Source organism: Xanthocytophaga flava (assembly GCF_030068545.1).
GTDB classification, from domain to species: Bacteria; Bacteroidota; Bacteroidia; order Cytophagales; family 172606-1; genus Xanthocytophaga; species Xanthocytophaga flava.
The window spans coordinates 1-15964 of record NZ_JASJOR010000043.1; the positions used below are offsets into that span (position 1 = coordinate 1).

Genomic DNA, 15964 nt, shown 5'->3' on the forward strand with positions numbered 1-15964 from the left:
TAAATTTGCAACTATATAGGTGCGTATCGTATCTTTCGAAAGGATTTCCATTTAGAGTGATATTTTTTGGTTCGCATCTCAAAATTCACTCTTTTTCGGGAATCCTTTCCTTTTACTAAACAACTTCAATAGTAATATGGCGTTACAAACCTATGTTTGTAACGCTTTTTTTATTTTACCAATACTTGCCTTTGGGAGAAAAATTCAAACCAGCATATGCTTACAATACAAACCCAACAACTTGTATATGAGTAGCCAGCCATTTATTGTGAACAGAAAAGCAAAAGTCGGGCTTTTCGGAAAATCCAAACCTGTACAGCCCAAAGAACTTTTGATAGTTGATTTTTCTACATACCAACAACAGCATCTGATAGAGTATGATGATTGGGAAGCATCTAGTCTTTCGCCTGATGGCAAACGAATAATTATTGAGAAGCCTACTACTCAGAGAGGAGCATCCAAAAAAGAAATTTCAGTAATTGATTATCAGGCAAATCAGGTAGTATACAACACGAGTAGTTACTATGTATTTGACACAGCCTTTAATACCTCTGGCGATAAATTGCTGATAGTAGCCAGCAAAAAAAAGCCCTTCTGTTATGATCTGACTTCCCAACAAATAGTAGCGGAATTACCTCATCAGATACGCCTGTATGAAGGTGACCTCGATATCCATACTGATATTTTCATAGCACCCGTAGAGCGCTTAAAAGGCACCTGTTGTGTATTTGACTTCAAAACAGGTCAAACAGATACTATTACAGTAGACACCAAAGCTCGTATCTCCAATGTAAAGTTTTCGCCGGACTTATCCTGTATATATGCCATTGCTAACAACAGCCTATACAGCCTTGATAGAGACTATCAGATAATCTGGAAAAAAGATTTTACTTATCTGGGGAAAAAGGGAGGAGAGATTAATGCGTCGGATATATTCAGTAGTGAAGATGGAAAACTACTATGCTTAAGTGCCAGTGCTACAGAAACCAATCCGTGGGGAGCCGACTATGTAGTAGATAGCTCATCTGGTGAAATAATACGGCAGATAGAAGGCTACCATTTGCGAGGACGTATTAAAAGCAACTATTTTGGCAATCAGGTGTTACTAGCTACATTAACTACATTAGATATATCAACCGGACTCGTTTCAGACAAGCCAATCTTGTAATTGTATTCATTCTTTTCAAACACAGAACAACCTCTAGCATTCGTATTCATGAGTACACACCTTGATATTAACCTCTATCCTTCATTTACCAATGTTTTTGCAGATGAGACACTGAAAGGAATATTTTATCCTTTGTGCACAGTGGAAAACAAAAACAAGTATCCCAATCATCTTTTCCATTTTGTATCATCCAATGGGCTGTGGATGAACGAAGATTATGTTACAAAGGAAAATAATACCAGCTACACCCTATTTGATATAGTAGATAGAAAATATCACTTTGCAGGAGATGTTCGATTGTACAAGGGGTATGCACAAGCTCAGTTACTATTTCCCAGGCTCGAAGCAGAATTTGAACAGAATGGGAAAGACTATTTGAAAAACCGTACAAAGACCAAAACCTATATCTCTACACTAAAACAAACTCTTACATCTGATGAAATAAAGGATTTTGATATAGATTACTTTCTACAAACCTTTTATGAGTATTCCATCAACAAGCTCCATTTTCAATTGTATGGGAGCTTTGCAAAATTCAGGAGTATCATAGATGGGTGGGCTTCAAATAAAACAAAAAGCCCGGTTGTATATCCTGTAACGACAAAAGAATTAGACTATATTCTGGGTGACAGTGTTCAGAGCGCTACTCAGAAAGCGAACCATTTTGACGTTCTTGGAAGAACTGCCGGAGAGGAGTTTTTTACAGATGGAAATGATACAGTATTGTTATATGATGTAGAAACCGATAAGGTATTGTGTTGGAATTTTTACTCCTAGAGTGATAACCAACAGTCAGGTAGGAAAATGAAAATAGCCCAATTATAAATTTGGGCTATTTTTATGAAACTTATATTCTATACACACCATCATATTGTCCCTTGTGCTTTTTCAGCCAGTGATGGATTATACTTGACATCTGAGAAGAAGTATAACCAAAGTACACGGGAATAACGGAAGAAAAACGGAGCTGCAAGAATCAGAGCAGGAATGATTACAATAAAATACCACATCAGATGAGGATCATTACCTATCGTAAATGTGGCAATAAACAAGGCAACTACCATCCCTACATTAAATCCATAACTCACGTACATGGCACCATAAAATGTACCAGGTTCTTTTTCATAACGCAGGTTACATACAGGACAATTTTCATTGGTAATAGAAAAACGTGATACCTTGCTCAAAGGATAAGTAAAAATGTTTCCTTCACGGCAACGTGGACATTTTTCATGAAGTATAGCAGAAAATTTGGAACGGGACATATCATTGAAGATTAACACAAAAAGAAATAATGATCCTCTATTCAGATAGAAAGACCATAGTAACGCTTCAAAAATAACAGGTATCCTTTAGAAAGCCTTTCAGTCCGTTTATTTTTTTTGTTTTTTTAATGGATGGCTACTGATACCTAGCATTGTATATAAAGGACATTGACTCATAAACACTGTTACTTAAGGAATAACTGCCACTAGTTCCCAACAACTCTGAAAATATCTGCCAGAAGCACCAATCAGCAGGTCAACCCAAAAGCGAATGGAACGATCCAAACTTCTCGTGTTTGTATTCATATGACTGATAGTTAAGTATTTGACAAAGTTCGATAACAGGATAAATGTATTAACCTGTATTGTATCTTGTCTGTAACTTAAGTCAAAAAGACACTATTTTTTTATCGCTTGTCTAGCTTTTTTATCTACCTATCTACTCTCTGCCATTTACATTGTCAGACGTTTCGATACATATGGCTTTGGAGCAGGACTTTTTGCCTTTCTATCATCAGGATATAGAGCAAAATAGGAAGGATAGCAGGTGCATAAGAAGTATTAGCCAAAGAGATGACAAAAAGTGTCTCGATCTGCTCTTTTACAGCTTCAGTAGCAGTAGCAACAAACTCTGTTTCGGTTACATCTGCTTCTTTGACATGGTCCGCCAGTACTTTCTCAGCATATGCATTAAAAATAGCCTGCTCTGCCTGCTGCTCTTGCAACAACAGTTCCAATGTCTGTTTAGTCTGCTGGATACGTACTTGTATTTCAGCCTGTTTATTTTCTTTGAGAAGTAGCTTAACTACATTGTCTTTACGTTTATTCTTATAGACTACACTTAGATGCCAGCGATTGGCATACCAGCGTCCCCGTGTTTTATCTATTTCCTTTTGTAGTTGTTTCAGTTTACGTCTTTTGTATTTTTCTGGTTGACCCGATGTTTGAAACTGTTCTTCTATATCCTTTAACTCAGCCAGATAGCTATCCAGAAACTGCTGACGTGCCTGATATTTAACTTCATCTACTGCAATTTTAGCAATACGTTTCTTCATCAGACGAATTTCCTTATCTAGTCGGATATCAGAATTCACCAAATCATAGTATGCATAACGGTGTTTATCAATCGCATTTTCCAGAAAGTATTTTTGTCTCATAGCTGTAAATTAAAAGATCCTTTAACAATCCTTAATAGCTTTAAAGATACAAAAAAATCCTATTTACAGAATACAAAACCAATCGTTTTACTCCATAAAAAACACTATTTAAAATTAATCTATATTTTATTTAAAAAATTATTGCTACTTAAAATTCTATTCTATACACAATCAGACATCTATCTAAAAACTTTGTTATTTACCATTTATAAAAAGCAACCACAGCATTATCTGCCAGTTGTTCTGTCTCTGCGGGTTGCAAGACGATGCCATCACTCTTGGCAGTAGCAGCAATATCACCACTGCTATTGTAGCGAACGGCTTGTACATTTGTTTGTCCGTTGCCTGTAATCAATTCACACGGAAAAAACTCGTCAAATGGCGTCTTTTTAGTGCGGTTGCCAGAGAAAGGAAGCCATAGCGGAGAAAGCAATGGAAGTCCCAGACAAGTTCGGAGATAAGGTTCGATAAACACTTTGCATGCTACCTGTACTGATACTGGATTGCCGGGCAGCCCAAATACAGCTTTGCCATCCGGAGTAGTGCCAAACCAGATCGGTCCACCCGGACGAATACGTACTCTGTGAAAAATCTGTTGTACACCCAATAATTGTAATATCTCCGGTACATAATCGGCATCTCCTTTGGAAACACCACCAGAAAGGATAATAATGTCTTTGTCAGCCAGAAAACCAGCAACTGTTTCCTGTAAAACAACCTTGTCATCTTTGGCTAATGTAGTTGATATTTCATCTACCTGATAGGAATGAAAGAAGCCTCGTACCACCCAGGCATTGGAATCCCGTATCTGATGCGATTGTACAGGAGTACCCAATGATACTACCTCATTTCCTGTGGATATGATGCCTATTTTAGGCAATCTGGCTACTGTTACCTGTGCATTGCTTGTGACAGCAAGTACGCCTGCTACCTGTGGTGTAATTACTGACCTGCTGGACAGGATTTCCTGCCCGGACTGAGCATCTTCCCCCTGTCTGGCAATATTTTGTCCTACACGAACAGTCTCTATGTTAAATGTCACCAGTCCACCAGTTTCCTGGGTATCTTCTACCCTCACTACAGCATCGGCTCCACTTGGTACGGGAGCCCCAGTCATAATTTTGCTGCATGTTCCTGAATGTATTTCCTGTGTTCCAACACTTCCTGCATGAATACGCTCCACCAATTGCAACTGAGAAAGTTTCTTATCCAGAAAATCAGCAGCCTGTACTGCATATCCATCCATTGTGGAGCGGTTAAATGGAGGATAATCGCGGTCTGCCAGAATAGGTTGTGCCAATACCCTACCTAAAGCCTTTTCTAACGGGAGAGTCTCTTCACCAAAAGATTTTGCCTGAGAAATAATGCTTTTTTGAGCTTCTGCAACAGTTGTCATATATTAATAATTATAAGGGATTAGATTGTGTTGGCTTGTATTACGCTATAACCACTTTAACAAAAGACCGAAGAGCTTTTTAACTTTTTGTGTATAAGGTGGATAAAATTGCTTGTAATTGGTTAATCCGATTCGCTGGTGCAATACAGCCTTTTCATTTGAAAAAGCAACAAAGCCATAGAAACCGTGCGACTTGCCAATGCCACTCGTATTTACTCCTCCAAATGGCAGGTCAGGATGCAATACATGCATCAGACACTCATTTACGGAAACACCTCCTGCACTAGTATGTTTTAACACATACTCAATCTGTTGCCGATCCTGGCTAAATATATACAAAGCCAACGGTTTACTTCTCTCCGTAACAAAGTGAGTTACCTCATTGATGTGCTCAAATGTCAGCACAGGTAGTACAGGACCGAAAATCTCCTCCTGCATCACCTGCATGTCAGGTGTTACCCCTGTTAATAAGGTTGGTGCCAGATAGCGTGTTTCTGCATTGGCTTTACCACCCACAACAAGAGTGGCCCCTTTAGCTACAGCATCTGAAATCAATCCTTGTAAACGATTCAGATGCCGGCTATTAATAATATGGGCCAGGTCAGGTGAGGTTTCAGGATCTGCCCCGTAAAATTGTGTAATAACAGCCTGTATGGTCTGTACCAGTTCTTTTTCTTTGCTTTTATGCACCAGGATATAATCTGGAGCGATACATGTCTGCCCTGCATTCAGAAACTTTCCTATGGCGATCTTTTCTGCAGCATCTTTGATATTGGCTGTTGCATCTACAATACACGGAGACTTTCCTCCCAGTTCCAGCGTTACAGAAGTCAGATGCTCAGCAGCAGCCCGCATCACTACTTTTCCGATTTGTGGGCTTCCTGTGAAGAAGATATGATCAAAAGGCAACTTCAGTAAAGCAGTGGCCACGGTTGCATCGCCCTCCACAACGGTTACTTCTCTGGACTCAAATAATTCTGCGACCATCCGTTTAACCAGCGATGTGGTAGCAGGTGTCATTTCGGAGGGTTTCAGGATGGCACAACATCCCGCAGCAATTGCCGATATGAGTGGACTGACTAGCAAATAAAAAGGATAGTTCCAGGGAGCGATAATCAGTGCTACTCCTTTAGGTTCATACATGACTCTGGAACGTGTTCCTATCAGTACCAGAGGGGTGCCTACCTTTGCAGGGCGCATCCATTTGTGCAATTGTCCAAGGACATGGTCCAGTTCAGTCTTTGTACTATATATTTCAGTGATGTCTGTTTCAAATACCGGCTTATGAAAATCTCTGGACAAAGCCTCCTGGATAGCTATCCGATTAGACAGAATCCACTGACGTAATCGCTTTAGCTTTTCCTTACGTTGTTCTACACTGGAGATCAGTAAAGCCTGTGCGTATGCTTTCTGCTGTTCAAAAATAGGCAACAACTGATCTTCGAAAACCTGATGGTCTGAAGTAAGAGCTTCTGTTTCCATAATTTTAAACTGGATAACTAGTTATCAATTCTTTATATGAATGAGTATACCTACAACGATAAAAAACAGATTCATACCTGTAGCTGTAAGCCAGTTAAGTCGCATAGTAGAACGAAAATTAGCAAACTTTTTATCTTTCCAGACTTTAACAGTCCATACCAGAAAGTGTACTAACCCAGGAGCCAGACAAAGGATAAACCACACAAAATACATCCCTTCATAGTAGGTCTGAAAGTAATACCAGAATCCTAGTGAAGTTAACTGAAAGGCTACTGCAGCAAAGATAAAAGTTCCTCTGATACCCAGAAGACGACTCAGCGTCATATCCCCTCGCCGGGCGTCTTCAGCATGTTGATATACCTGAGTCATGGGATATGATCCACCCAGAAAAGCTGTAGAAAGCAATGCAGGAATAATTACTGAACTATCTGTCAATGCATCCAGCGGCAAGGCATTAATGGCCTGATAAGTCATTAGAAACGTAAAGGCTCCCTGAAAGAAACTAGCCAGTATCCAACTTAGAATCGGATATTTTTTAAGACGAACCTTATCATAACTATAGAGTTTGGATATTAGTCCATACACAAACAAACCTGTCACAAATATCCATCCCAGAAAGATCCCTGCCAACAATGCAATCCCATCCAGTATCAGTGAAACATACCAGAGTTCTTTACTCACAGGAGGTGGTTTTTCTAATCCTCCGATACTATCTTCGTCTTTATCATAATAGCTGTTATACCCATTGCTGGCCGGATACAACAGAAAGTGGAGAATAAAAAATACAAGTAAGGTTTTCCAGATACTTGGGTGTGGCGATACACTCACAGCAAAAATAAATATAGGCAACAAAAAAAATGAAAACGGGATGCGTAAATGCAGCCATGTAGACCGACTAATCATAAATCTGTATCAGGTGGATTGATGGCAGAAAGATAACGTTTTCCTGAGATAATCAACTCACTCCTGGCAGGAGTACATCTATAGCTATACCTGTATGCATGAGTAAACTTCCACTTTTTTGTAGAAAACAAGCATCACTCTTTTAGGTAATCGTTGCATCACTTCTATTAAAATTCAACAAAAAACCTCAAAATCAATCTATTACTCTTACAAAAACAAAAGGCATTATTTTCTTGAATAGTGTTTCTGACTATGTACTATGAAAACTATGCAAGAAATAAATCATTCGGACAATAATGCAGACAGGTATTCTTCGCCTCAACCCCGTGTATCTTTTAAAGAAAAATTAAAACAAGGGTGGCAGTCAGTATATACCTGGTTTGTTCACTGGAAAAAGATTATCCTTGCTTCACCTTTTGTTCAGAAACATCAAAAGGGCATTCTGGCAGGGATAGCTGTTGTGGGAGTATTTGCGTTATTACTGACAATTCCTTCTGTTCGTCAGTTGCTCAGAAGTCGCACTGATCGCTGGGAAGCGTTGAAAGAAGATGCATCCAAACCCTTAAGTATTACACTGAATAATGAAACTGCCCGCCGATACTTTCCACAGGAGTTTCGCAGAAATATTCTAGTTGCGGTAATGGATACATTTTATACAAACCGGATGTATCTTCCGGCATGGGTTGGAGAAAAAGGAAATACAGCTTTAATAGATTCTCTAGTAACTGTATTATCTCAGTCTGGTCAGGAAGGATTTGATACTACCTCTTACCAGTTGGATACATTGCGTAAACTACGTAGTACACTCACACTCAAAAGCAAACCGGAAGATGTTGCCCATCTGGATAGACTAGCAACTGCCTCTTATCTAGTATATGCATCGCATATGTTATGGGGGCGAGTAGATCCAGGTAAAATTGACACCATGTGGCAGTCTGTCTCTTACCCGTATGCCTTGTCTAAAAATCTGCAGGAAGCTCTAGAAGAAAATCATCTGCAAGCCTCATTGACACAATTGCTTCCATCTAATCAATATTATTCCTATGAAGCTCTTAAGCAAAAGTTTGTGGATCTGTGCATACAAGAACAAAAAGGAGGATGGCCTGCTGTAACCATCAATCAATCCTTGCATAAGGGTAGTAACAGTGCGGCTGTAAAACAGTTGAAACAACGATTGATAGCAGAAGGGGATCTGGAGGCATCCAAAACAAATCTCGCAAGTACCGTATATGATCAGACGGTAGTTGATGCAGTCAAAAGTTATCAGGCCCGTTATGGTTTGCAGGTTACAGGTAATTTGACAAAAGAAACCCGTACGGCACTAGCAGTACCTTTGAAAAAACGTATTCAGCAGGTAGCGCTTAATCTGGAACGCCTTCGCTGGCTTCCTAGGCAGTATCCTTCTGAGAGTGTATGGATTAATATCCCGGAGTTTAGCCTTCGGGTATGGGATCAGGATAAACAGGTGTGGGAAACCCGGATTGTTGTAGGAAAGCCTAACAAACCAACTCCCATACTTACAGATACGCTTGAACAGATTATTCTGAATCCGGACTGGGTAATCCCTCAATCCATAGCTGTCAATGAGATGCTGCCTCAAATCCGGCAGACACCTGAAATGTTGGAAGAAAATGAATTTGAAGTGTATGAATCCTGGAAAAAAGGTGCACCCTTGGTTGATGTTTCCATGATTGACTGGGATACCATTTCTACGGATAACTTTACCTATAAAATTGCTCAAAAGCCAGGAGACAAAAATGCGTTGGGAAAAGTTAAGTTCTTGTTTCCAAACCATTATGATACCTATCTGCATGATACGCCAGCCAAAGGTCTTTTCAATGTCAAAGATAGAGCCTATAGTCATGGATGTGTTCGGGTTGAAAATCCGCTTAAACTGGCCTATTATCTTCTGAAAAGCACAGGCAAGTGGACGGAAGAAAAGATTATAGAACAAACTCAGCTTGCAATGTTAGATAATGAAGCTGAGGACGAAGGTGATACAGCCATAACGCCAGAAAAAATAGATCTGAAAAAACCAATTGCGGTTACCACACTCTATCTAACGGCTTTTGTTCGCCAGGGTCGTTTGTATTTTTGTCCGGATATATATGGATACGATGTAATGCAAACAGCAGCTATATCTCTTCCGGTAAAATCTATGATACCACCAATAGCGAATAAGCCTCAGCCAGAGAAAAAATCAAACCTTTCGCTGACTTCACTTTTTTCGCATTAATGTGATTAGCTTACACTAGCGGGGAAACCTTTCCTAAGGAATATGTAGAAAAAAATCTACACACCTTCCTTAGGAAAGGTCTTCTCTGTTGCTCAATCTATAACAAGGTTCCTTATAAATACCTGTTTCTCTTTTACTTAATTCTCTTTCAAAGTGTAGAAACAACCTGCGCATAGTTTTTTATAAATTCTTCTACCAGAATTAACCCAGCTATCAATCGTATTCTAAGTTATTGTGATTGGCTTACCAGTTGGCGCAGGCATTATTCTCAGAATATGTTCACATATATTCTATCATTGTAGAAGTTTCATAGATACACTACGCTGTAGTTAGATGCAGTATATAGGTTTCTATATTGAATAATGTCTCGCAAAGTATAAGCTTTTATATCCCTTTATGAACATACTAATCTTATTATACAGTGAGTGATTATGATGCACTTATGTCATTACCTATCCTGGTAGCTGATGACGATGCCGACGACCGCCTATTATTGAAGATGGCATTTGCAGAACAAAACATACCTAATCCTGTCCTCTTTTTTAAGGATGGCAGTGAGGTAACTGATTATCTCTACAAACTTGAATCTCAATCAGACATACAAAAGGATCTGCCTGGATTGATGTTACTGGATGTCAATATGCCCAGAAAAAACGGATTGCAGGTACTTAAAGAAGTGAAAACACATCCTATATGGCAACAGATCTGTGTGTGTATGTTTTCGACTGCCCGTACAGAACACTATGTATCTGAAGCACATCAGCTAGGTGCAGACAACTATATGGTAAAACCTGACTCATACGATGATCTGCTGGAAGTAATTCAATCTGTGTATCTTACCTGGCTTAACTCAGTACTTGTCAGTAAAAAGATACATCCTTGTTCAATGGACTCTGTAGAAAAAGAAAATACACCTGTAACACACAAATAATATTTTACAACTAACTTATACCTTATAGAAACAACTATACTAATCTATATTAGTAATCAGTTTTTTCATTTTAGATTACATACCTAAAATGAAAAGCAGCAATCATCCATATCACTCATACCTTGTGTCTGTGAGGTAGTTGATAGTAACTAAATTAAGACAGTAAAGATAAAGTCCGGGCTGCGACCTGGTCCATTTTTTGGCCTGGACTCTTTTTCTATAGTCTAGTTACTACATCTAAGGTAAACTCTTCACTAAACGGAAAATCAAATCTTCTGAAAAGACACTATTTTGGTTAATGAAGTTTATAGGTATATTTGCTATAATAATCTACTCTTACACCACCTTTTATTTTTTGTGAAAAACAAACTCGTTACTCACCCTATTTTAGTAGTGGAGGACGATAGTGAAGACCGAGAGTTATTGATTCAGTTGCTGACACAGGTAATTTCCAACTGTGAGATTATAGGTGTAGCCAACGGACAGGAGGCTATACACTATCTTGAAACAACCCCGCAACTCCCGTCGCTGGTTCTTCTCGACATTTATATGCCACTAAAAAATGGTTTTGAAGTAATTAGGGAAGTAAAAAGCAATCCTGCATTGAGAACTATTCCTATTATAGCCCTTACCTCTTCATCTGTAGACACAGATATAGTGAGAAGTTATAATCTTGGAGTGAATGCCTATTTAATTAAGCCATCTACTGAGGAAGGACTTCATCAGCTTGTACAAACGATTCATACATACTGGATTACGAATGTAAAAGGGCCTGTTTATCGGCGAAATCTTTATTAAATAGATTCTTTCATAAAAAAATCAGAGTTTACATTCTTTTCATAAGTATAGGCTCTGGCTTTTGTCTCTTACCCTTCTTCCTTTGTTTTCTAAGATTACCGGACTTGATCTATTCATTTTTTGCTTGCTTGTATTCATCATTGTTTATAATCTTTTCCATGATTCTTCCCTAGGCTTCTTCATTTTTTGCTTGTCTTTTCCCAGATTAGTTGATATTACCTTACATCACTCTTCCACAGATCTCTTCATTTTTTGCTTGCCCAAAAAACAGGGCACCAAATGAGAATTTGGTGAGCCAGATTTGTGCGTGAGCAAAAAGGGCACCTTTTCCCGAACCTCCCGCCCACAAGCCGAAGGCCAACCTCGCGGGAAAAGGATTGCCAACGCACCTACACTACCACACACGATTGAAGTGACTAATAATCGCTTTGTATCATGTGCTAGTTAAGTTATAAGAGATTATCTTTCTGTTGTAAATAGAGCTGCTCCCTTTAATTGCGAAAGGTTGTAGCTGTGCGCTAGGCCTCTTTCTGCCGCGAGGAAAGTCCCTTATCCTGTCCCATAACTTTTTCAATTTTGCAGCTTTTAGGGGATAATCTCTTTTTTGTGCCCTAAAACCCTTTTTTGTCCTCCTGTAAGGATCCCGTGGCAAGACCGGCGGCCTGTGGATTAGGAGGGTATTTTTCACTCATACACCAAGCATGGCTCTATTTGTCAAGAGATCCTTTCAGGAGGACAACGTGTGGATGTTCCTTTCAGAAGGACAGGAAGAGTATTTTTTCTTTATTTACAAACCATATTTCTAGAAAAGATATGGGACAAGATAAGGGAAAGCCCATGGCTCTGTGCGGGGGAGTTTCGGTAGAAAGTGCCCTTTTTTGCTCACACACAGACTGGCTCACCAAACTCTCATTTGATGTCCTGTTTTTTGGCAAGAAAAAAGTAACAAGGTGATAGGAAGAGAAATGTTCTGGATTATAACAATGATGAATAAAAGCAAGCAAAAAATGAAGGAGTCGCAAGAAGAATGACGAAAGGAATAATAAACCAACTTAGAAAGAGTTCTAAAAATAAAATCCGCATCTATACTCTTTCCAAAAGCATAGATGCGGATTCGGTTTAAATACAACCTGCCACAATCCATTGTAACGATACTCTATTTTTTAGCCACAGAGGGTAAAGGTTTTACTTCCTTGAGTATTTGTAGAGAGTTGTTATTCCTTGCTACCAAGAAAATGTTTCCTTCGTTGGTTTTCAACTTTTTAATGCTTCTGACTTCTCCTTCCAAGAAAAATCCACACTGTGTTGGAAGGACAGAATGAAACCCTCCTTTGCCATTTCCTTCCAGCAATAAGCCATAACTACCATCATAACGACCCTGATACGGGTTAATACCATAGAAATTACCACCCAGCAACACATCCGGATTGGTGTCAGAGTTGACATCTTCTATGGCAAATGCAAATATTTTAGAAAACTGCGCTTCTACAGGCAACGCTTTGACCTTAAATTGTCCCTTTCCAGCATTTTCAAGATATACACTTTCAAATATATTTACTTCTCTAACTTCAGCACTGTCCAGATCTTTATCTGAGAATATCTGATTGAGAGGTTTTCCAGCAAATGATTTAAAATCCCTGAATTTTTTGTTGATAACAGAAGGCAATTGTTTCCCCAGTTCATCTTTAGATGCAATAGTAAACCAGTCATCTCCCCGATTATAGGTTACGATCTGATCCAGGGTCTGATTATGATCTATATCTTTCACATACATTCTGAGTGCAGACGCATCACCGCTTTTCCGCAGTTTTGTATTGGTTCCCAAATTACCCAGTACAAAATCCAAATCCCCGTCTTTGTCAAAGTCAGTAGCAGCTACAGACTGCCAGAAACCATTCAGGGAGGTGGTATTCTGTTTTTGAGAGCCCATACCTTCCAGACTAAATGACAGCGCAGCCTTCTTAAATGTGTTTTTCTGGTTTTCAAAAATTGTTGGACTCATCCAATCACCTACGACTAACAAATCCAAATCTTTATCTTTATCAATATCTGTCCAGATAGCATCTGTAATCATTCCCGCCTTCCGAAGATCAGGAGCCAGTTGAGTAGTTTTATCAGTAAACTTCCCTTTGCCATCATTCACCAGCAAATAGGAATCAGGAATCTTACCATAAGCGTAGGCTACTACCCTTCCACCTACAAATAAATCCAGGTCACCATCCTGGTCAAAATCGACTGGACGCACACAAGACTTATTGGTATACATAGGAGGCAGATTATCCTTTCCACAGCTAAAGTTGCCTTTGCCATCATTCAGATAGATTCGGTCAAACTGTTCAGGCATAGTATTATAAAACTCATTTCCCCCACTTACCACATACAAATCCAAATCTTTATCGCCATCGGCATCAAAAAATACAGCATCTACATCTTCATAAATTGAGTCGGCCCCAAACACAGCATTGAATTGACTTGCAGTAAAGTTCCCGTTTGCCTTTTGCACAAACAACTTACCAGATTGCCATTTGGCACCTCCCACATAGAAATCATCCAGATTATCTCCATTCACATCACCGATTGCCAATGCAGGTCCCTCTGTGGAAACTTTAAATGGCATCAACATCTCCCGGTTGAAATCATAATACGAATTCTCTTTGTGTTTATAGTCCAACTTTAGCTGCTCTGTTATATCCTGAAAAACAGGCGTTGGTGCAGGTGAAAACAGCGCTGTTTCTTCTATCTGAGCATCTGTCTGTTTCAATACCAGAAGCTGATTCGCTTTTACCTGAGTTTTCACTTCTGCTTTTGCATTTCCCCAGATAACTATCACACTATCCAGGGTTGTTGTTTGCCCCAGTCCAAAAACCAGAACAGGATCTACAGAAGACAAAAAGCCTCGGGTAGGCATCAGTTCCTGCACCAGCTTTTTTCCTTTATGGATTAATGTCACCTTAGCACCTACTCCAAAAGTATTGAGAGCTGTTCCCTGTAGCTTTACCTTCAGATAGTTTGTCTCTGTGTATTTTGGTGAGGAGGTATTTTCTGTTTTTTCACCTGTTCGAGTTTGATTTCGATAGATACTGGCAGGTTCATTAATGTTGTTGGTAATCAGATCCAGGTCGCCATCATTATCCAGATCGGCATAGGTTGCACCATTCGCAATAGTAGATTCTCCCATCCCCCAATCGGCAGATTTATCCTGGTATTGCAGAGAAGATGTCCCTTTGAAGATATAATTATGTACTTTGCCTTCTGGCATCTGTGTAATAGCCTGCTTATCATACACATTCATCCCGTTCATCATAGCATACTTGATTGAGTCTGTATAAATGTATTTGAGATAATCCAGATTATTAGGCCGCTTCACAATACCATTTGTGATAAACAAATCCTTTATCCCATCATTATCATAATCAGCCAGCAAGGGTGACCAGCTCCAGTCGGTAGCTGCAACACCCGCCAATGCAGCCACATCGACAAACCGTTTGCCTGAGAAATTAAGTTGGAGACAGTTACGGCTAAACTGATGATGATACCCATAACTCAGTTTGTTTAAATAAATATCCAGCGGATCCTCACCCATTGATGACTTTTCAGTTACCTCATCTTCCGGATACATATCCAGATTCATAAGATCAAAAAAGCCATCATTATTGATATCAGCAGCATCCACTCCCATAGAGTAACGACTCAAGTGTGGGATAGCCGTTTTTACAGTTTCGGTGAAGGTGCCATTATGATTATTAATATAGTAATAGTCATCTTCATGAAAATCATTGGCAACATAAATGTCATCCCATCCATCGTTGTTCAGATCAGATACCACAATGCCTAATCCATACCCCATTAAAGCCTGATAGATTCCAGCTTTTGCACTTACATCTACAAACTTTTTTGTATTCTTTGAAGCTGATGTATCTCCACTCGTTTTGATCATTGTATTTTCAAACAAGTAGTCTCCTGCTTCGTTGTTTTTAAATACACGGGTTGAAACATATTCGTAACTACGGGCCGTATGTACAGCATGGGTCAGCAGATACATATCCAGGTCTCCATCTTTGTCATAATCAAAAAAAGCAGCCTGTGTAGCAAAACCTGTGAAGTCCAGTCCATAATCTGCTGCTTTTTCAGTAAAGGTCAGATCACCATTATTGATAAACAACTCATTGGCACCTTCTAGTCCCTTGTAATTTCCAACTGCACATACATAAATATCCAGCAGGCCATCGCCATTTACATCAGCCATTGTTACCCCTGTTTTCCAGTCAGCAAATCCTTCCACTCCTGCCTTTTCGGAAATATCGTCAAACTGCATATTTCCTTTATTGAGATACAGTTTATTTTTTCCCTGATTGGAAACGAAAAACAAATCCGTTAATCCATCATTATTTATATCTCCGGCTGATACCCCTGCTCCATTGTAGTAATACAGATATTCCAGTATATTCAGTTTTTCATCATAATCGGGTAGTTTGTTTGTAAAGCCTATCCGCGTTTGTGTAGAATCCAGTTTCTGAAATAAGGCATTCTCGTTGGTCTTTTTAGGATTGCACGCTGTAAAACTATAGAGAGCCAGTAAAAAACAGGCTAATCCTGCAATCCTATTATATAAATATGACATACTATTA

General features: G+C 39.2%; 11 protein-coding genes. 5 read left to right on the top strand and 6 right to left on the bottom strand.

Features of this window, described 5'->3' with window-relative positions; all coding sequences use genetic code 11:
* The first annotated feature begins 247 nt into the window (after positions 1-247).
* Complete coding sequence (locus tag QNI15_RS35415; RefSeq protein WP_314036609.1) at positions 248-1168, top strand: hypothetical protein; 921 nt, start codon at positions 248-250, stop codon at positions 1166-1168.
* A 48-nt stretch (positions 1169-1216) separates the two neighbouring features.
* Positions 1217-1945 (top strand): hypothetical protein, encoded by a 729-nt coding sequence (locus QNI15_RS35420; RefSeq protein ID WP_314036611.1) that lies wholly within the window; start codon positions 1217-1219, stop codon positions 1943-1945.
* An 89-nt stretch (positions 1946-2034) separates the two neighbouring features.
* Here QNI15_RS35420 and QNI15_RS35425 read toward each other — a convergent pair whose 3' ends face one another.
* The 5 genes from QNI15_RS35425 to QNI15_RS35445 all read right to left on the bottom strand — a co-directional run bounded on the left by QNI15_RS35425 (position 2035) and on the right by QNI15_RS35445 (position 7371).
* Positions 2035-2433, bottom strand: a complete 399-nt coding sequence (locus QNI15_RS35425; protein ID WP_313985322.1) for a DUF983 domain-containing protein — start codon at positions 2431-2433, stop codon at positions 2035-2037.
* A gap of 461 nt (positions 2434-2894) precedes the next feature.
* A complete protein-coding gene (locus tag QNI15_RS35430; RefSeq protein ID WP_314036613.1) occupies positions 2895-3590 on the bottom strand; it encodes a hypothetical protein in 696 nt (231 codons plus the stop codon).
* 199 nt (positions 3591-3789) lie between these two features.
* A complete protein-coding gene (locus QNI15_RS35435; protein ID WP_314036615.1) occupies positions 3790-4986 on the bottom strand; it encodes a molybdopterin molybdotransferase MoeA in 1197 nt (398 codons plus the stop codon).
* Positions 4987-5031: 45 nt separating this feature from the next.
* Positions 5032-6468: an aldehyde dehydrogenase family protein gene (locus tag QNI15_RS35440; RefSeq protein ID WP_314036617.1), complete on the bottom strand. Its 1437-nt coding sequence runs from the start codon at positions 6466-6468 to the stop codon at positions 5032-5034.
* A 24-nt stretch (positions 6469-6492) separates the two neighbouring features.
* Entirely contained in the window at positions 6493-7371 is an 879-nt protein-coding gene (locus QNI15_RS35445; RefSeq protein ID WP_314036619.1) for a UbiA family prenyltransferase, read from the bottom strand.
* Between the two features lie 268 nt (positions 7372-7639).
* Here QNI15_RS35445 and QNI15_RS35450 point away from each other — a divergent pair, with 268 nt between their 5' ends.
* The 3 genes from QNI15_RS35450 (at position 7640) to QNI15_RS35460 (ending at position 11336) form a co-directional block, all read left to right on the top strand.
* Positions 7640-9607 carry a L,D-transpeptidase family protein gene (locus QNI15_RS35450; RefSeq protein ID WP_314036621.1) on the top strand — a complete coding sequence of 656 codons (1968 nt, stop codon included), beginning with the start codon at positions 7640-7642 and terminating at the stop codon, positions 9605-9607.
* A 442-nt stretch (positions 9608-10049) separates the two neighbouring features.
* Complete coding sequence (locus QNI15_RS35455; protein ID WP_313985308.1) at positions 10050-10538, top strand: response regulator; 489 nt, start codon at positions 10050-10052, stop codon at positions 10536-10538.
* A 357-nt stretch (positions 10539-10895) separates the two neighbouring features.
* Positions 10896-11336 carry a response regulator gene (locus QNI15_RS35460; RefSeq protein ID WP_313985305.1) on the top strand — a complete coding sequence of 147 codons (441 nt, stop codon included), beginning with the start codon at positions 10896-10898 and terminating at the stop codon, positions 11334-11336.
* A 1156-nt stretch (positions 11337-12492) separates the two neighbouring features.
* Here QNI15_RS35460 and QNI15_RS35465 read toward each other — a convergent pair.
* Entirely contained in the window at positions 12493-15957 is a 3465-nt protein-coding gene (locus QNI15_RS35465) for a VCBS repeat-containing protein (RefSeq protein WP_314036623.1), read from the bottom strand.
* Between the last annotated feature and the right edge of the window lie 7 nt (positions 15958-15964).